This window comes from Acinetobacter sp. ACIN00229 (genome assembly GCF_016106645.1).
GTDB lineage: Bacteria > Pseudomonadota > Gammaproteobacteria > Pseudomonadales > Moraxellaceae > Acinetobacter > Acinetobacter oleivorans.
Genome location: NZ_JADWOM010000001.1, coordinates 297,116 through 314,993 on the forward strand (window position 1 = coordinate 297,116; position 17,878 = coordinate 314,993).

The 17,878-nt window shown below is 40.2% G+C and carries 15 protein-coding genes; 8 read left to right on the forward strand and 7 right to left on the reverse strand.

The window, feature by feature from the left end:
• Positions 1 to 11 precede the first annotated feature (11 nt).
• On the reverse strand, positions 12 to 1,634 hold the full coding sequence (locus I7H67_RS01325; RefSeq protein WP_004794056.1) for a BCCT family transporter: 1,623 nt from the start codon (positions 1,632 to 1,634) through the stop codon (positions 12 to 14).
• A gap of 265 nt (positions 1,635 to 1,899) precedes the next feature.
• On the opposite strand from I7H67_RS01325, the gene betI reads away from it, so the two are divergent.
• The 7 genes from betI (at position 1,900) to I7H67_RS01360 (ending at position 10,891) form a co-directional block, all read left to right on the forward strand.
• On the forward strand, positions 1,900 to 2,523 hold the full coding sequence (gene betI / locus I7H67_RS01330; protein ID WP_004794057.1) for a transcriptional regulator BetI: 624 nt from the start codon (positions 1,900 to 1,902) through the stop codon (positions 2,521 to 2,523).
• The gene (gene betB / locus I7H67_RS01335) at positions 2,516 to 3,988 is read left to right on the forward strand and encodes a betaine-aldehyde dehydrogenase (protein WP_191899646.1); all 1,473 of its coding nucleotides are present in this window, start codon (positions 2,516 to 2,518) and stop codon (positions 3,986 to 3,988) included. Before betI ends, betB begins: the two co-directional genes overlap by 8 nt.
• 95 nt (positions 3,989 to 4,083) lie before the next feature.
• A complete protein-coding gene (gene betA / locus I7H67_RS01340) occupies positions 4,084 to 5,742 on the forward strand; it encodes a choline dehydrogenase (protein ID WP_198306886.1) in 1,659 nt (552 codons plus the stop codon).
• A 511-nt stretch (positions 5,743 to 6,253) separates the two neighbouring features.
• Complete coding sequence (gene mqo, locus I7H67_RS01345) at positions 6,254 to 7,894, forward strand: malate dehydrogenase (quinone) (RefSeq protein ID WP_191899647.1); 1,641 nt, start codon at positions 6,254 to 6,256, stop codon at positions 7,892 to 7,894.
• 91 nt (positions 7,895 to 7,985) lie between these two features.
• On the forward strand, positions 7,986 to 8,456 hold the full coding sequence (locus I7H67_RS01350) for a hypothetical protein (RefSeq protein ID WP_198306887.1): 471 nt from the start codon (positions 7,986 to 7,988) through the stop codon (positions 8,454 to 8,456).
• Between the two features lie 216 nt (positions 8,457 to 8,672).
• Positions 8,673 to 9,551, forward strand: a complete 879-nt coding sequence (locus tag I7H67_RS01355) for a homocysteine S-methyltransferase family protein (protein WP_198306888.1) — start codon at positions 8,673 to 8,675, stop codon at positions 9,549 to 9,551.
• Between the two features lie 5 nt (positions 9,552 to 9,556).
• Positions 9,557 to 10,891, forward strand: coding sequence for a basic amino acid/polyamine antiporter (locus tag I7H67_RS01360; protein ID WP_107881073.1), 1,335 nt, complete (start codon positions 9,557 to 9,559; stop codon positions 10,889 to 10,891).
• 54 nt (positions 10,892 to 10,945) lie between these two features.
• Here the strand turns inward: I7H67_RS01360 and I7H67_RS01365 are convergent, their stop codons facing one another.
• Both I7H67_RS01365 and I7H67_RS01370 read right to left on the reverse strand, forming a co-directional pair.
• Positions 10,946 to 12,859 (reverse strand): esterase/lipase family protein, encoded by a 1,914-nt coding sequence (locus I7H67_RS01365; RefSeq protein ID WP_198306889.1) that lies wholly within the window; start codon positions 12,857 to 12,859, stop codon positions 10,946 to 10,948.
• 149 nt (positions 12,860 to 13,008) lie between these two features.
• Entirely contained in the window at positions 13,009 to 13,716 is a 708-nt protein-coding gene (locus I7H67_RS01370) for a YoaK family protein (protein ID WP_151766820.1), read from the reverse strand.
• Between the two features lie 322 nt (positions 13,717 to 14,038).
• Between I7H67_RS01370 and I7H67_RS01375 the strand changes: the two genes are divergently transcribed.
• Positions 14,039 to 14,314 carry a hypothetical protein gene (locus I7H67_RS01375; RefSeq protein WP_013198670.1) on the forward strand — a complete coding sequence of 92 codons (276 nt, stop codon included), beginning with the start codon at positions 14,039 to 14,041 and terminating at the stop codon, positions 14,312 to 14,314.
• A gap of 5 nt (positions 14,315 to 14,319) precedes the next feature.
• Here the strand turns inward: I7H67_RS01375 and I7H67_RS01380 are convergent, their stop codons facing one another.
• Genes I7H67_RS01380 through I7H67_RS01395 form a run of 4 tightly spaced genes read right to left on the reverse strand, consistent with a single transcriptional unit; the run spans position 14,320 to position 17,818 of the window.
• Complete coding sequence (locus tag I7H67_RS01380) at positions 14,320 to 14,760, reverse strand: YbaN family protein (protein WP_005303220.1); 441 nt, start codon at positions 14,758 to 14,760, stop codon at positions 14,320 to 14,322.
• 28 nt (positions 14,761 to 14,788) lie between these two features.
• Positions 14,789 to 15,388 (reverse strand): biliverdin-producing heme oxygenase, encoded by a 600-nt coding sequence (locus I7H67_RS01385; protein ID WP_191012747.1) that lies wholly within the window; start codon positions 15,386 to 15,388, stop codon positions 14,789 to 14,791.
• A 32-nt stretch (positions 15,389 to 15,420) separates the two neighbouring features.
• On the reverse strand, positions 15,421 to 16,341 hold the full coding sequence (locus I7H67_RS01390; RefSeq protein ID WP_198306890.1) for an energy transducer TonB: 921 nt from the start codon (positions 16,339 to 16,341) through the stop codon (positions 15,421 to 15,423).
• Positions 16,342 to 16,351: 10 nt separating this feature from the next.
• Positions 16,352 to 17,818 (reverse strand): porin family protein, encoded by a 1,467-nt coding sequence (locus tag I7H67_RS01395; protein ID WP_198306904.1) that lies wholly within the window; start codon positions 17,816 to 17,818, stop codon positions 16,352 to 16,354.
• Between the last annotated feature and the right edge of the window lie 60 nt (positions 17,819 to 17,878).

Here is a 17,878-nt window from a genome sequence, read left to right on the forward strand (position 1 = left end):
ATCGGTTGAGGTTATAAAACCTCAGTCACTTTATTCTGGTCACAATTCGACGGAACCGAAATGTCTTTTGAAACAGCTAACTGTTTTTTCACTAATTGAGGGTCAAAATCATCTTGCTTTAACGCTTTGGCTAAACCAAACATATAGAGCAAAATAATGACTGAAAATGGTAAACCACATAACACCACAGCACTTTGCATGGAGTTAAAACTACCGGCTAAAAGCAAGCCAATACTTACAATGGTAATTACCACAGACCAAAAAACGCGTAACCAGATCGGTGAATCACTATCATTGGTGCCCCCTTTTGAGGACAAATTAGCGATCATTAGTGTACCAGAGCCAACTGGTGTCAAAAATAAAACGAAACAAATTACAACAACAATGCCAGCAACATAAGGATTAAACGGCAGATATTCGAGTAACTTAAATAAAGACAATGCCGGATCAGTTAAAACCATATCGCCCAAAACTTTCTGTTTCTGGTTCAAAATAAAGTAAATGGCAGTATTTCCAAAAACCGAGATCCAAGCCAGCGTAAAACCGAGAGGAATCAGGCATACACCTAAGACAACCTCACGAATCGTACGTCCTTTTGAAATGCGCGCAATAAACATGCCGACAAAAGGCGCCCAAGCAATCCACCAAGCCCAATAAAATACGGTCCACGACCCTAACCAGCCACTGGCTTTTTGATTGTATAAATACATATCAAAACTTTTACCAATAAAATTGCTTAGATAATCTCCCATATTCTGTACAAGACCATTTAATAAATGATTTGTAGGACCTGTTAAAAATACAAATAAAAGTAACGCATACAGTAGACGTAAATTAATACGTGATAACCACGCCAAACCTTTTTCAATGCCAACCACTGTCGTGATCGTGGCAACACTCATCATAATGAGAACAGCAGCAATTAAGGTCACTGAGTTATTAGGAATTTGCGGAAGTAAATAACAAATGCCTGATACCAGCACCAATGCTCCGATTCCCAAGTTGGTGACCAAGGAAATAACCGTCGCTAAAATTCCAAAGCCATCGACGAAATCACCGACCAAGCCATGGACACGCTCGCCAAAAATTGGGTAAAGCGCCGAACGCAAAGCTAGGGGTAAATTTTGTCTGAAAGCAAAATAACCTAACGTGACTCCGAGCAATGCATAGAGTACCCAGCCATGGATGCCCCAATGCAAAAAGCTATAAGTCATGGCATTGCGGGCTGCCTGAATGGTTCCTGACTCACCTTCCGGCGGTCTTAAGAAATGATCAACAGGTTCAGCAACACCATAATAAAGTAGTGCAATACCAATCCCTGCCGAGAACAACATTGAAGTCCAAGCCAGATAACTAAACTCAGGTTTATCGTCATCTTTTCCTAAAGGAATCTGCCCTACTTTTGAAAAAGCGAGCCAAGCGACAAAGCCCAAACACAGCACAATAACCAACATGTAATACCACCCAAAAAAGTGATTTACCTGCTCTTGTACATAGGTCAGCCAAAACTGACTTTTTTCTGGAAACAGCACAAAAAGTAGGCCAAAAATGCCAATACTGATGGCTGAACTCCAAAATACAAAACGATTTAACCGAATATGGTCTGAAGAATATTTATCACTTTTCAACACCATCTTATTGCTCCTTGCAATCGGTGTATTTTCTCAAAATAACGTGATAAGTAATGTACTTATGCACATCATCCTATCCTTAAGAATCTTTGATTTTAGCGCTTTATTCCTCGTGCTAATCTTCAAAAATTCATTGATTTTTACATATCATACTTGTTATTGATTGAACGTTCAATCAATAACAAGTATGATAAAAAAAGTGCTATGATGCTCTGCAAGTTAACATGCTGAATTTAAAGCACCACTAAAAGTGCTGATGTGGAAAAACATGACAAAACGCAGAGTAAAACCAGAGCACGTGCGACGTGAAGAAATTATGAATGCCGCACTCGACGTGATTTATGAAGTGGGGTTATCCAATACCACCATTGCTCAAATTGCAAAAAAAGCCGAGCTGTCGACCGGCATTGTCAGCCATTATTTTGGCGACAAACAAGGGTTGATAAATACCTGTATGCAAGAAATGTTAAATGTTCTGCGTCGTAAAACCGAACAGTACAGAACAGAAGCAGATTCGCATCCAGAGAGCCAAATTAAGGCCATTATCGACTCGAACTTTGACATTAGTCAGGTCAATGAAAAAGCAATGCGGGTCTGGTTAGACTTTTGGTCAGCAAGTATGCATGTACCAGACTTAAGCCGCTTACAAAAGATTAATGATCAACGCCTGTACTCTAACTTGAAGTTTTATTTCCTCAAGTTAATGAATGAACAACAGGCCAGTGTTGCCGCTAGAGGGTTGGCAGCATTGATTGATGGATTATGGTTACGAGGCAGTTTAAGCCGTCATAACGAATTTGACAGCAACCTTGCCCGTTCCATTGCTTACGATTATGTACAAACGCAAGTTCAATTTGCGAACAAGCCTTTGCAGGAGAGACAAAATGAGTGATGCACAAGTTCATCAACTGTATATCCATGGACGCTACGTTAACGCAACCAGTGGAAAAACATTTAATAGTATTAACCCTGCCAACGGCGAGACAATCGCGACTCTTCAACAAGCTTCTGAACAAGATATTGAAGCTGCTGTACAAAGTGCCCAACAAGGACAAAAAATCTGGGCTGCCATGACTGCCATGGAGCGTTCACGTATTTTGCGTCGTGCTGTCGACATTCTTCGTGAACGTAATGATGAGCTTGCACGTCTTGAGACACTCGACACAGGCAAAGCTTTTAGCGAAACATCTACAGTCGACATCGTGACTGGCGCAGATGTACTCGAATATTATGCAGGACTGGCAACTGCCATTCAGGGTGACCAAGTTCCGCTTCGTGAATCAAGTTTCTTTTATACACGCCGTGAACCTTTAGGCGTGGTTGCTGGTATTGGTGCTTGGAACTATCCAATCCAAATTGCTCTATGGAAATCTGCTCCTGCCCTTGCTGCGGGTAATGCCATGATTTTCAAACCAAGTGAAACCACTCCACTTACTGCATTTAAACTTGCAGAAATCTATACAGAAGCAGGCGTTCCAGACGGCGTATTTAACGTGGTGCAAGGTGCTGGCCGTGAAATCGGTCAGTGGCTCACTGAACATCCTGTGATTGAAAAAATCTCATTCACTGGTGGTGTGGAAACTGGCAAAAAAGTCATGGCAAGCGCTGCTGGCTCTACACTTAAAGAAGTGACCATGGAACTTGGTGGTAAATCACCACTGATTATTTGTGAAGATGCTGACCTTAACCGTGCAGCTGATATTGCAGTCATGGCAAACTTCTTTAGCTCAGGTCAGGTATGTACCAACGGTACACGTGTATTTGTTCCAAAATCACTTCTAGCCGACTTTGAAAAAGCCGTTGTAGAACGAGTAAAACGTATTCGCATTGGCGACCCAATGGCTGAAGACACAAACTTCGGACCACTCACTAGTTTCCCTCACATGGAAAAAGTGTTGTCTTTCATTGAGTCAGGCAAACAACAAGGCGCTAAAGTGTTAATTGGCGGTGGCCGTGCAACAGAAGGCGAACTTGCAAACGGCGCTTATGTATTACCGACGGTATTTAGCGACTGCACTGACCAAATGGCGATTGTTCAAGAAGAAATTTTTGGACCTGTCATGAGCATTTTAAGCTATGAAACCGAAGAAGAAGTCATCCGTCGAGCCAACGACACGACCTTTGGTTTAGCTGCTGGCGTTGTTACTCAAGACATTAGCCGCGCTCATCGCATTATTCACCAAATTGAAGCTGGTATTTGCTGGATTAACACGTGGGGCGAATCGCCTGCCGAAATGCCAGTGGGTGGCTACAAACAATCTGGTGTGGGCCGTGAAAATGGCTTGACCACACTTGGGCACTATACCCGTATCAAATCTATTCAAGTTGAACTTGGCGATTATCAAAGCATTTTTTAATGCCTCAATCGCTCTAAACACTTCAACCTAAATCACATATGCCGAGCAGTCTTTATAGATTGCTCAGGCAAACTGTTAGTAAAAAAAGGATAGTTATGAATATTAAAGAATATGATTACATTATTATTGGCGCAGGATCTGCCGGAAATGTACTCGCTGCGCGTCTGACTGAAGACAAAGATACCACCGTTTTACTCTTAGAGGCAGGTGGCCCAGATTATCGCTTGGATTTCCGTACACAAATGCCGGCAGCTTTGGCCTACCCTCTTCAAGGTCGTCGCTATAACTGGGCTTATTTAACCGACCCTGAACCACACATGAATAACCGCCGTATGGAATGTGGTCGTGGTAAAGGTTTAGGTGGCTCATCTTTAATTAATGGTATGTGCTATATCCGCGGTAACGCAATGGATCTAGAGCAATGGGCAACTCATAAAGGCCTTGAAAACTGGTCTTATGCCGACTGTTTGCCTTACTATAAAAAAGCCGAAACGCGTGATATCGGTGAAAATGACTATCATGGTGGCAATGGCCCTGTGTCGGTTGCTACGCCGAAAAATGGCAACAATGTCTTGTTCCATGCCATGGTTGAAGCCGGTGTACAGGCAGGTTACCCACGTACTGACGACTTAAATGGTTACCAACAAGAAGGCTTTGGTCCAATGGACCGCACGGTTACCCCAAAAGGTCGCCGTTCAAGTACTGCACGTGGTTATTTGGATATGGCAAAAGGTCGTCCAAACCTGACTATTTTGACTCATGCCACGACCAATAAAATCTTGTTTAATCAAAAACAAGCGATTGGTGTTGAATATATTATTGGCGCCGATCAAAACAACTTACAACGTGCTCTGGCTAAACGCGAAGTGTTACTGTGTGCAGGCGCAATTGCTTCACCACAAATTTTACAGCGCTCGGGTGTTGGCGAAAGCAATTTCTTAAAATCAATGGACATTGATGTCGTTCATGATTTACCGGGTGTAGGTGAAAACCTGCAAGACCACTTGGAAATGTACTTACAGTATAAATGTAAGCAACCCGTTTCTTTATACCCTGCCTTGAAATGGTATAACCAACCTGCGATTGGTGCCGAGTGGTTATTTAACGGCACAGGTATTGGTGCAAGCAACCAGTTTGAAGCGGGCGGATTTATCCGTAGTTCGGACGAGTTCAAATGGCCAAACATTCAGTACCATTTCTTGCCAGTTGCCATTAACTACAACGGTAGTAATGCCGTGAAAGAACATGGTTTCCAAGCACACGTCGGTTCAATGCGTTCACCTTCACGTGGTCGTATTAGACTGAAATCAAAAGATCCGTTTGAGCATCCAAGTATCTTGTTTAACTACATGTCGACTGAACAAGACTGGCGTGAGTTCCGTGATGCGATTCGAATTACACGTGAAATCATGCAGCAACCTGCACTTGATCCATATCGTGGTGAAGAAATTAGTCCGGGTAAACATTTGCAAACTGATGCAGAGCTTGATGACTTTGTTCGTAACCACGCAGAAACTGCTTACCATCCATCTTGTAGCTGTAAGATGGGCGAAGACGAAATGGCTGTCGTAGATGGTCAAGGTCGCGTACACGGTATGAATGGTTTGCGTGTAGTTGATGCCTCAATCATGCCGCTGATTATTACCGGTAACTTAAATGCAACCACCATTATGATTGCCGAGAAAATTGCAGACCAGATTCGTGGACGTGAAGCATTACCACGTTCAACTGCACCATTCTATGTAGCACCATAAAATCTTAAAGGGCATATTTCTTATGCAGAGATATGCCCTTAATTTCATATTCATTGAGCCAATATTAATAAGAACTATGTATGACAGAAAATAAGCATGTGTAAGGAGCTTATTTACATCAATATGGGATGAAATAAAAATTAATCTATTTTTATAGGCAAATATTCTTCAAATGATTTAACTTTAGTCAAATCAATATTATTATTTTAATTTCAAATACTTAAAATAAAAAAAATTAACTTAAACTATCTTACAAAAGCTCAAATTGATTAAATATAAATCATATTTATGATTTTGATGAACCCCATTTATTATAAAAATTGTCTTGTCAATGCAAAATTAGTCTAAAATATAGAGTGTTTGCGATAATCCCAAGTCATTTTTATTTTTTTCGAAGTTCTCTAATTTTGAGAATTCAGTTTCGCATTTATATCCATTTTGTCTGGATACGCTGTCTAGGTTTCCTCACTCCTTAAGTGACTCAAATAACTTATTTTAAGGTCCCCCTTACATGAAAAAGTTTTTGAAATACCTTCTGGTATTAATCATTCTTATTTTAATTGCAGGTATTGTTTTCTTGTTTAGACCAACTGCGTCAAAACAAGTCGAAACTGCAAAAGATGAGCCAGTTGTTGATGCTGTTCTTGTTGGCGGCGGCATCATGAGTGCCACTCTTGGTACTTATTTAACTGAGCTTGAACCAAACTGGCAAATTCGTATGTATGAGCGTCTTGACCAAGTTGCTCAAGAAAGTTCAAACGGCTTTAACAATGCCGGAACAGGCCACTCTGGCTTTATGGAAATGAACTATACCGAAGAAAAAAACGGTAAGATGGAAATTGTCAAAGCTGAAAAAGTTGCTTCTCAGTTTGAAGTAGCAAAACAGTTCTGGTCATATCAGGTAAAACAAGGCGTTTTAGCTGAACCTAAATCATTCATTAACCCAGTTCCGCACATTGCTTTCGTTTGGGGCGATAACGTTCAATTCTTAGAAAAACGTTATGCTGCAATGATTCAAAGCCCGTTGTTCAAAGGCATGAAATTTACTGAAGACCCAGCTGTGATTAAACAATGGGCACCTTTAGTAATGAACGATCGTGACCCTAGTCAAAAAGTTGCAGCGACCCGTATGGATGTTGGCTCTGACGTAAACTATGGTTCTATCACTAAACAATTAGTGAATCGTTTAGACCAAAACCCGAATTTCAAATTACAGACTTCAACTGAAGTGACTGGCATCAGCCAAAATGATGACAAAACTTGGACTGTGTCTTTCAAAAATTTGAAAACCGGTAAAGTAGATCACGTTAAAACACGTTTTGTATTTATTGGTGCAGGTGGCGCAGCAGTTAAATTATTGCAACTTACTGGTTTACCAGAAGCGAAACAATATGCTGGCTTCCCTGTTGGTGGTGAGTTCTTAATTACTGATAACCCAGCAATTACTGCTCAGCACACAGCAAAAGTTTATGGCCGTGCTGAACTTGGTGCTCCTCCAATGTCTGTACCACATATTGATACACGTTATATCGACGGTAAAAAATATGTATTGTTTGGACCATTTGCAACGTATTCAAACAAGTTCCTGAAAAATGGTTCTCAGCTTGATTTGCTTGCATCAACTAACAAAAACAACGTTTTACCAATGACTACTGTTGGCTTGGAAAACCTTGATCTTGTTAAATACTTGGTGAGCCAAGTAATGATGTCAGATGAAGATCGTCTAAATGAACTTCGTAAATACTACCCAGATGCGAAAGCTGAAGACTGGCGTTTAAGCCAAGGTGGTCAACGTGTTCAGATCATCAAAAAAGAGCCGGGTAAACCAGCAACGCTTCAATTCGGTACAGAAATCTTTGCGTCTAAAGATGGTGCTGTAACTGCATTGTTAGGTGCGTCTCCGGGTGCTTCGACTTCTCCATACATCATGCTTAACTTACTTGAAAAAGCGTTCCCTCAGCAAACTGAAGGTAAGTGGAATCAGAAGCTTCATGAAATTGTAGTGTCTTACAAACAAGACTTAAGCAAAGACCCTGTGTTACTCGACAAAGTTCGTCAGTACACAAGTTCTACGCTTGGCTTGAACTATACATCTCCGTTCAAAGCTGCAAACGATGAAACTGCTGCTGCCCCAGTTGCAAAAGCAAACTAAGTTTGACGATGTATAAATAAAATATCAAAAGGATGAATTTCGATTCGTCCTTTTGTTTTTTAAGCCCTCACTTGAGATATTTAGATTTGCTATGACGCCTTTAAACTCATCACCTCGCCTCTTGTCATTTTGTTTTAAGCTCGTGCTTGTTTTGCTACTGGCTTATCTTTTGGTAAGCGGTTTTTATATGTGGATGATTGGTGGTACAGCCATTTATGTCAGCTCAGCAGTGTTACTTGCTATAACAGCTTATACATTTAAGCTCGGTAAATATCAAAAGCTATGCTCGGTTTTAAATGTGCTGATGAGTTCAGCGGCGTTATATTTCAGTACTGCTCATTTATTTTTCTCGCCTATTCAGCTCTTTATATTTTTACCTGCACTGTTTTTTGCTGTGCTTGCTTTTATTTATCAGAACAAGACTCGCAGCTTATGTAAGCTTTTATTATTAATCAGTTTATTGATTTGGTGTAGCATACATTTTACCCAGCTAAAACAACTTCAAGCCTATTATCAAACCCAGCACACAGGTGAAAGCTGGCAACAATTTGGCGCATTGTAAGATTATTTTTTATTCTATATTTTCAATTAAATACGTGTTCTTTTTCACATGAAGTTCATCAGTAAAACTGAACATCATCTACAGAAATCCTTTTAAGAAAAAATATTCATAACAATCTAATTTATTTAGAAATATATCGAGCATATTCGCGATTGAACACGGCTCATCTACACGCTAGATTAATCAAATATTTTTTCTCCCTTTATGTTGTAATTTATGAAGATTTTAGATGGCGGTTTAGGCCGTGAATTGGCCCGTCGTGGCGCTCCGTTTCGTCAACCAGAATGGTCTGCTCTTGCACTGATTGAAGCACCAGAAACAGTAAAAGAAGTACATCTCGATTTTATTAACGCAGGTTCAGAAGTCATTACGACTAACAACTACGCTGTTGTGCCTTTTCATATCGGACAAGAACGCTTTGAAACTGACGGCGTGCGTTTAATTCAAGTTGCAATCGAACAAGCAAAAAATGCAGTTAAAGAAAGCGGCAAAAATGTCAAAATTGCAGGCTGCTTACCGCCGTTATTTGGCTCTTACCGTGCAGACTTGTTCCAACCTGAACAAGCTAAAAACCTTGCTGAGCCAATCATTAACACATTGGCACCAGAGGTTGATTTTTGGCTCGCTGAAACTCAATCGTGCTTAAAAGAAGTCGAAACAGTGCATGCGCTATTACCAAAAGATGGTAAAGACTATTGGGTGTCATTCACGCTGCAAGATGAAATTAAACACGAACAAGCATTACTTCGCTCTGGCGAAAACATGCAACAAGTGGCTGATTTCATCAAACAATCAAATGCTAAAGCAGTGTTATTTAACTGCTGCCAACCTGAAGTGATCTTGCAAGCAATTAATCAAATTAAAGGACTCATTCCAGAGTCAGTGCAGATTGGTGCTTATGCCAACGCCTTCCCACCGCAAGATGAAAGCGCTACTGCCAACGATGGTCTGGATGAAATTCGTAAAGACTTAGACGCTCCAGCTTATCTTGGTTTTGCTAAACAATGGCAGAAAGCAGGTGCAAGTCTAGTCGGCGGTTGCTGTGGCATTGGTCCAGAACACATTGCTGAACTTTCTCAATTTTTTAAAGAATAAATACCATGTCTGCTGCCAAAATTGGACTATTGTCTCTTACAGCGCTGGTCTTTAGTTCTATGGTGGGGTCAGGCGTATTTAGCCTACCCCAAAATATGGCTCAAGTCGCTAACGGCTCTGCCCTTCTTGTTGCATGGCTCATTACCGGGGTCGGCATTATTTTCTTGGCCCTCACGCTATTGCATTTAACGCGTCAACGACCAGATCTTGACGGTGGTATTTATAACTATGCGCGGGAAGGTTTTGGAGACCTGATTGGTTTTTGCTCGGCGTGGGGCTATTGGTTATGTACTACCATTGGTATTGTCGGTTATGTGGTGATTGCCTTTTCAGGCGTCGGCATGTTTACCGATAGTAAAGACCATATTATTTTTGGTGAAGGCAATACACTCTACTCTCTGATTGGTTCAAGCATTTTTGTATGGCTGGTGCACTGGTTAGTGAGTCGAGGCATTAAAGAAGCTGCGATTGTGAATTTACTGGCAACCATTGCCAAAATCATTCCAATGGTGGTTTTCATCTTCTTTACTTTCATTGCCTTTAAGTTTGATTTGTTCAAACTCAACTTAAATGACTTCTCTTTAAAAGTTCCGCTTTGGCAGCAAGTGAAAGACCTAATGCTCATTACCCTTTGGGTATTTACCGGTATTGAAGGTGCTGTGGTTTTATCATCTCGTGCAAAAAAACGTCATGACATTGGTAAAGCGACCATTTTAGGTGTGTTACTGGCGTTAAGTTTTTACGTCATGGTGACCGTATTGGCTTATGGCGTGGTGAGTCGTGAGGCTCTTGCTGGCATGCACAACCCATCAATGGCAACCATTTTGCAGCAACTCATCGGTTTACCGGGCACGATTGTTATTACTATCGGGCTTATTATTTCAGTTTCTTCGTCTTATTTAAGCTGGACGTTATTCGCCACTGAAATTCCATATTTGGCTGCAAAAAATGGTGCATTCCCGAAATTATTTTTAAAGAATAATCAAAATAATGTACCCATTTCATCACTTTGGCTAACCACCATTGTCGTGCAAGGTGCATTGATTGCTGTGTATTTTTTCAATAAAAATTACACCCAGCTTTTATTAATTTCATCAGTGATGATTTTGCTGCCTTATTTTCTGGTGTCGGCTTTTTATCTTAAAGAATCCATTCGCCATAAACGCACGCCGCATATTGCCATTGCAAGTGTCGCTTCCATTTATGCACTTTGGTTGCTCTATGCGGCAGGATTAGATTTATTACTTCTGTCTGTAGTGTTGTATTTGGTCGGCTTGATTATTTTTTCCATCAGCTATTTCGAGCATAAAAAATCGCTCAAACAAAATCAGCTTAATTAATCATTTCAACCACTGTTGAGTCATTTCAGCAGTGGTTTTCTAAATCAAAAAATTCTATTTTAAAGGCTGTGACTGCTTTAAATGCAACCGTAAAATACGGCGTAATTCTAAAATCGCTTCTGGGGTAGTTTGAATCGAATGCCCACCCTTAATCATCAGTTCCGACTGTTCACCACCTAAATGTGAACTTTGATATGGCACAATCCCATCGCTGCTTTTTAACTTATCAGTCGTCCCATTTATATTCCCCATAATCGAGTGATAGACCACATTGGACGATGGTGGAATGGCTTGCGTAAGCTGCATAAAGTTAGAAGAACGACTTAAATTACTCGCCCCATTTTCAATTAAACCTTTTCTGAGCTTTGTGTTTTTCTCATCTCTCATTTCAACTGCAATAAAAAAGTCAGCTGGCAAACGAATAATACGGCGGGCAATTTGGGTAAACCATCGGTCAGCATAGTCAGTACCATGATGCGGTGCCGAAACAAAAACAACCCGCTTAAAATAAGGCAACGCTTTGAACTGAAAACGCTCTAGCACCACAGGATTTTCTTTTAAACTGTTTAGCTGGGCTTCATTCATTTTTTGCATGGCTTGCTCTGAAACATCGGCATCACTTACCAATAAACGGCTAATCACTCCGCCCATACTATGTCCGACTAACACTGCATCATGTGCAGCGTAGCTGTCTTTAGCAACATTTTGAAAAGCTTGATTCAGCAAAGAATAAATCTGAAAACGACTTTCAAAAATCGGCATATTGGTTGAATAAAACACCTGCCAGACTTGATAGTTATTCCTTAATTCAGCATCGCCCATAATGTCATTGGTTAGACTCACCCACGCCTCTGGGCTACTTGCCAAGCCATGAATAAATACAATGATTTTCTTATTCGGGTTAAAGGGTTCCAGCATATATAAATGCGGCATGATTAAATTGTTTTCTTTATTAATTAAAGACCAATAACCTGCTGCGCCTAAATTATATTTTGACAGCCATAGCCCATAAGGCGCCGAATAGTTTGCAGTAAGCGGATAGTCCACACCTTCAACCTTTACGCGGTCTTGTCGATATGGATCAAACATCGCAATTTCTAAATCTGCTCCAGCAATGACCTGTTCTGCTGTGGCTTTTTGTTTTGGGTAAGCAATGGCAGTGACTGGAAAGAAGCGCGGTAAATGGATGTTCGGATTATTCTGGTGAGCGTAAAAAGCATCGGGGTCTAAAATGAAGCCGTGATTTACATCATTTTCTTTACGCCCGACAATAAACTCTGCCCCTAAACCATCCTTACGGTTAACGGTATTAAAACCAGAAAAGTTCATGTTATAGCTAGAGCGAAAAGTATCGACTTCAATTTTTTGTACATCTACAGCATGATCAAAATTGACGTGGTACTCATGCCCATCTGCTTTAAGCAGCGGTGGAAAACGATGCGTATTTAAATGATTAAAATACGTGGTCATGAGCTTCGACAAAGCCACGTTATAAAAAATACGCACCTGATTTTGGCGATGGTCAAATACACGATCAAACGGTGATTCTTCAGAGTCAAATAAATAGACATAACTATAGCGCAAGCTTTTATCAAACAGCGCTAACTCTTGCTCAATGCAACTACTACTTTTATTAATGACATTACATTGGCTATTACGTCCGACGTCTAAAGCTTTTGCCAAATAAATTTCACTGAGCGCAGCATAGCGTTCTTCTCGACTGCTATTTTCAGACAAACTTTGAATTTTATTTAAACAATCATCAAAATTTTGCAGACAAGATTTTTCATTTTTTTTAACTAAATACAGCAAGTTTTGAGTTTGATGACTTAAGGTGCCATCGGTCAGAATACTTTCATTCTTACTTTTTAAAGCATTGCTTAAATTACTTTCTTTTAAATTAATGACCTGACAGCCACTGAGCAAAGCCATTATTGTTATGATTGAATAATGATAAGACTTTGTCATTGTGCATTCCTTAATCGAATGTATTCCCCATCTGGTCATTATGCCTGTAAAGCAGTGAACGAACAATTTCGGTTCAGCTTCCATTTTCCTTTATTGCGAAAAAAAGCCTGAACTCATTTTAATTCAGGCTAATTTATTATTTTTTCTAATCAAGCTTGGTTAAACTTCTGCTGTGAAGCTAAATATGAGAAATAGAAAATTGGTAAAATAAATGGCGCTACACTCCAGAAGTCAAAATAGACATAGAGTATCGCTCCCAAGAAAGCACCAATTACAAAACCAATCACAATACTGGCACTTTTTAGAAAACTTGCCCGATTTGCTGCATTATTGTTTTTAAGCAAGTTGGCAATATCAATACCAAGTTGCGTGGTGTTGCCTGTCATCATGGTACTTGGGCTAATATTTTTAATGAGGGTTTTGCTGGACGTATTACGAATAGCCAAAGCAATTAAACCCAACCCGCCTGTTACTGCAACTGTTAATGCATCCGGATTTTTAAATGGTTCAAAGTAAAGTCCTGCAACCATAAAGGCACATAGAAAAATAGCTTCAAATAAAAATAAATAAGACAGGGTTTTGTGCTTAACCTGACTACGGTCAATTAACAGTTTCGTGATCACCACCGTCAAAATAAATAGCGGAATAGCAGCAAGCTTAATCCATATGCCAGCGCCGCCTTTAACCCATGCAGCACCTGCCAATACTAAGTTTCCCGTAACATGCGCGGTAAAAAAACCAAACAGCGCAATAAAACCTATGGTATCAATTGCCCCACCCACCATAGTCAACAAAACAGGATCTCGACATATTGCCCAGGTACTTTCTGTCTCTTTTTGAATTGGGGTATCTGCCATATAAAATATCCTGTTAAATTAGAGTTTTAAAACTAGTAAGTTGTATATAAATGATTTAAAAAATAAGTAATACTAAAGTGTTTATGAAAACAAAAAATGATGTAAAAAAATAGGGTGTGTAATGTCGCAACACTGTCTTTAAAATGGCAACAATTAAAATTGAGTGTTTTTAAAACAATAAACGGTTCTCAACTTCAAATCAATTTGACCTCTAAAACTGTTATAACTATGATGAAGCCGCAAGTTGATATCAATTGGTTTTGAACCTGAAAAAGTTATGCCAAGATATGGATAATGAAAAACAACAACCAAGAGTAGATATATGTCACTTTATAATTTTTCAGTTTTTCTAGGTGGATTATTATTTGCATCTATTGCCTTCGCGGGTCAAAAAAATAATGCTCAACGTGATTTCTATTTAAAATGTATGGCAGCAGGTCATAGCCGTGCAAGTTGTACATGTATTTATCATCGTTTAGAACGTCAATACTCTCCTAAACTCATGCATAAACTTGGCAGTTTAAGTTTACAAAGCCCTGAAGTACCGCGTGATTTTGTAAAAACCATGAAGCGTACTATGCAACAGTGCCAATCATAATTCTTTCATTTTTTAAGCCACATCCACACCAATACCCCTGCCATACATAAAATTGCCGGATAGACAAACCACGGATGTGGAATAGTCCAAATCATCAGTCCCGCAGCCAAACTCATACTCAACGTCGAGATGTATTTTGCTTTTTTAGGAATACGTCGATGTTCTTGCCACTCGCGAATGAGTGGACCGATATAACGATGATTTCGAAACCATTGATGAAGTTTTTCAGAGCCTCGAGCCGCAAAGAACACAGCCAAAATTATAAAATCAACGGTGGGTAAACCCGGAATAAAAATACCCAATATGCCAAGCGCAATACACAACCAAGCCAAACCAATAAACACCCAACGCGCCCAAACAGAACGGGCAAGCTTACTGACTGGTTGAGCAGGTGCTAGCGACTGCTCATGTTTTACGATCACATTTACTTGATTGAGTTTGTCCATATCGGGTATTCCCTTTATCCACTTTTTATTATTTCAATTCATCAAGCTGATCAAGCGCTTGACCAAAATATCCAAAGGCATCTAAAGCTCCCTGAACGACTCGGTCTTGCTGGGTTTGGTCAAAGCCTGTTTCATCAAGTGCTTGAACAAAACGTTTCCAGACTTTAGCGCGTCCTTCGGGATAGGCCGCTAAATTACGCGCAGCAAACGTTTCAGAAAAACCCAAATGCTTTTGAGCTTCTTTAAATAAAAATGCAGCCCCTAAAGTTGAACCTTCAGACACATAAATCCAGCCTAAAGCTTCGGGTAGTTGTACGTTTTCACTCTGTAATTGCGGTTCATTAGGTTGAATACCCAAATCATTTAAATCAGCAAGTGCTTGTTTTGAGCGGCCACGAATGTCGAGGTCTGGAATCAGTCCTGCCACACCCTCTTTTTCAAAAAGATGTTCAATTTCACGCTGGAAATAATATTGAGACAACGTAAATTGCGCGTATTTTTCTTTACTTGAAAATACCTTTGCCTCTGACATTAATTGATGCATACGTTCGTGTTCAGCAGCAGTTTCTTGTTTCAAACGTAAAGACAAGCTGTTGCTAATGATTTGGTCTGTAGATGAGTTCATCATCTTTCTCCTGCAAAATAGATATCGCTCATCGGTTAACGGCCCCGATTGAGTTTGAGTTGGACTGGAAAATCCACAACAATGGTCACGGCTCGACCATTAATTTTGTGGGGTTTAAATCTGGATTTACGTGTAGCTTGCATGACCCGTTCATCAAGGCTTTGAATGCCTGAACTTTGACGTAATTGGATGTCGATCGGCTGGCCTTTTTCATTAATGCGAATCCGAAGCTCAACCAAACGATTCTGTTGTTTTAACTCGCGGTCATCATAGTCAAGCCCGCCAAAACTCAGCACATCTACACTACTCACCTGAACAACATCATCGTGTTCAACTTGAGTGCTCGGTGCTTTGGAATACTCTTGCTGCATTGCGGGTGTTTTGACACCGCCACTTTTGGCTTCGCTATTGATGTTTTGTGGCAAATGCTCAGTTTGCGTTTGTTCAAGTTCTGCCGAACTCAGTTTTTTATCGTTATGAGCCGCTCGCCGTTCTGTAGGCTGCGCTAATTGGATTGAAGCTGAATTGTTTAAAGTCGTTTTTGGTTGTGCTTGCTGTTTGTCATTTAAATTATTTTGCACGACCTCTTTAGAGGCAGTTTTTGACGCTAATGTTTGAACATTGGTAGGCGAGTTTTTTGGCTGATCGGGCGCATGAGATACCGAACTGTTTAAAGTAGATTGAGGCGTTACACTTTTTTTAGGTTGGCTTTCGGTCTTTTCAGTCGATGGCTTTTTAGCAGGCGCTAATGACACAAAACTTACTTTTAATGCATCTACTTTTGGCGATGCTTGAAAAGTATAAGGTTCAATTAAATGACTCAGCATCCAGATAACAAACACATGCAGACCAATCACCACCACTACGGTTAAGCACTTATAAAAATGCTTCGGCCCTTGTAATAAAGGCAACATAACCATCGGCTTATGTGTTGGGAATAAAGATTTTGATTTCATGACTTATTCCCTAAAAACGATGCTCAAGCTTGAGGCTAATGTTGTGTTTATCGTAGGAATACAGCCAATCGACATTGCTTTTATTATGGTTATAGCGATAGGTTAAATTAGGCGTCATGCCATAAAACTCAAAGCGCGGCATTTGCATAACAAAGGTATAATTCTGTTCAAAATCATGACGGCGTGCTAAGAAAGTTTCTGCATATTTGTCAAACTGGCGCCAACGGTAAGAACTCAATAAAGTAGTGTTAAAACCAGCACTCCAAGACTTACTTAAGCCTAAACGCACACCTTGCTGTTGGTAGGCAGCCATATATTTTTCTTGGGTCGAATGGTCGACTACGTCTAAACCACTAAAAACGGTCCACTGATTTGGGAGGATTTTCCAAAAAGTAGCAAAAGCTGAGCTTTCTACCCCATCTAGGGTTTTATATTTCTGATAATTTAAATCTTTACTCTCAGCCTCAAGCTTGAAGGCTTTATCTGCCGAGATAAAATGCATCCACTCGGCACGTGCACCCCACGCATTGTAAAGGCCATCATTGCCATAACGTTTATGTTCAAATAGCGGACTCACCCCAATTTGATTTTTTAAGTCAAAGTAGCTGTAGCCTGCATTAATGTTAATGGTAGATTCATTAAATGCCGCGTGGTCGTTATAGGACTGTCCAAACGCCAGCGCACGTAAAGCCACGCCATGATGCCCCTTAATCGCATAGCGTTTAATCAGACTGGCTTCGTAATCTAAACCCGTTGCCGACTCAGCTTTAGGCGTCCCACGGGTAACTTGCTCAATCGGGATAATATTACCTTTACTATCTTTGCCATAAAGCGTCCATGTTTTACTCTGTTCAGAGGAACTATTTAAATTACTGACATAGGTATAACCCGCTGAAACCGAGCCTTGCCAAGAGTCTCGTTTTTTTAATGCCTGAACAAAAGTATTCACTGTTGTTAAAACCCCAGACGGGATTACCGCAGGGTCACTTTGTTTCAGTTTGTCTTGAATGGAAATAAAAAGGCGTGCTGCTTCCTTATTTTTCTGTTGTTCAAACAGCACGCGCGCTAACTCAAGTTCACAAATTAAATTATGAGGTTGTTGTTTTAGGCTGCTTTGAAATTTTTGTTCAGCCAATTTCAGTTGCCCCTGAGAACGTGCAACTGCCCCTTCGGCAAAGTCGGTTAAAGCCCGATCATAGCCAACATATTTCTTATAATGTTCTAAATAAACCTTGGCTTTGAGCCACTGTTTTTGCATGACTGCCAAATATAACGCCTTGGCAAGATCATTCGGGTTTTGCTCAACACTGTATTCTTGTCCATTAATTTGAAGTTTAGGTAATTGCTCGGTACTACGAATGGTTCCCTGCTCATGAAACTGGCGCTGTTCTTGTAAAAGTGTTTGGTCCAAGCTTTGATTAAGACGAAGCTGTGTGTCTTCATCGGCATATAAAAATGGACAACTCAACAATGTCAGACAGCACAAAAGCGTTCGTTTCATAAAACAATAAACCTGAAGCAACCAAGCAAAAGCCCA

Coding starts and splice junctions, on each gene's coding strand:
- I7H67_RS01325 (WP_004794056.1), bottom strand. CDS start 1,634: ATGGTGTTGAAAAGTGATAAATATTCTTCAGACCATATTCGGTTAAAT.
- betI (WP_004794057.1), top strand. CDS start 1,900: ATGACAAAACGCAGAGTAAAACCAGAGCACGTGCGACGTGAAGAAATT.
- betB (WP_191899646.1), top strand. CDS start 2,516: ATGAGTGATGCACAAGTTCATCAACTGTATATCCATGGACGCTACGTT.
- betA (WP_198306886.1), top strand. CDS start 4,084: ATGAATATTAAAGAATATGATTACATTATTATTGGCGCAGGATCTGCC.
- mqo (WP_191899647.1), top strand. CDS start 6,254: ATGAAAAAGTTTTTGAAATACCTTCTGGTATTAATCATTCTTATTTTA.
- I7H67_RS01350 (WP_198306887.1), top strand. CDS start 7,986: ATGACGCCTTTAAACTCATCACCTCGCCTCTTGTCATTTTGTTTTAAG.
- I7H67_RS01355 (WP_198306888.1), top strand. CDS start 8,673: ATGAAGATTTTAGATGGCGGTTTAGGCCGTGAATTGGCCCGTCGTGGC.
- I7H67_RS01360 (WP_107881073.1), top strand. CDS start 9,557: ATGTCTGCTGCCAAAATTGGACTATTGTCTCTTACAGCGCTGGTCTTT.
- I7H67_RS01365 (WP_198306889.1), bottom strand. CDS start 12,859: ATGACAAAGTCTTATCATTATTCAATCATAACAATAATGGCTTTGCTC.
- I7H67_RS01370 (WP_151766820.1), bottom strand. CDS start 13,716: ATGGCAGATACCCCAATTCAAAAAGAGACAGAAAGTACCTGGGCAATA.
- I7H67_RS01375 (WP_013198670.1), top strand. CDS start 14,039: ATGTCACTTTATAATTTTTCAGTTTTTCTAGGTGGATTATTATTTGCA.
- I7H67_RS01380 (WP_005303220.1), bottom strand. CDS start 14,760: ATGGACAAACTCAATCAAGTAAATGTGATCGTAAAACATGAGCAGTCG.
- I7H67_RS01385 (WP_191012747.1), bottom strand. CDS start 15,388: ATGATGAACTCATCTACAGACCAAATCATTAGCAACAGCTTGTCTTTA.
- I7H67_RS01390 (WP_198306890.1), bottom strand. CDS start 16,341: ATGAAATCAAAATCTTTATTCCCAACACATAAGCCGATGGTTATGTTG.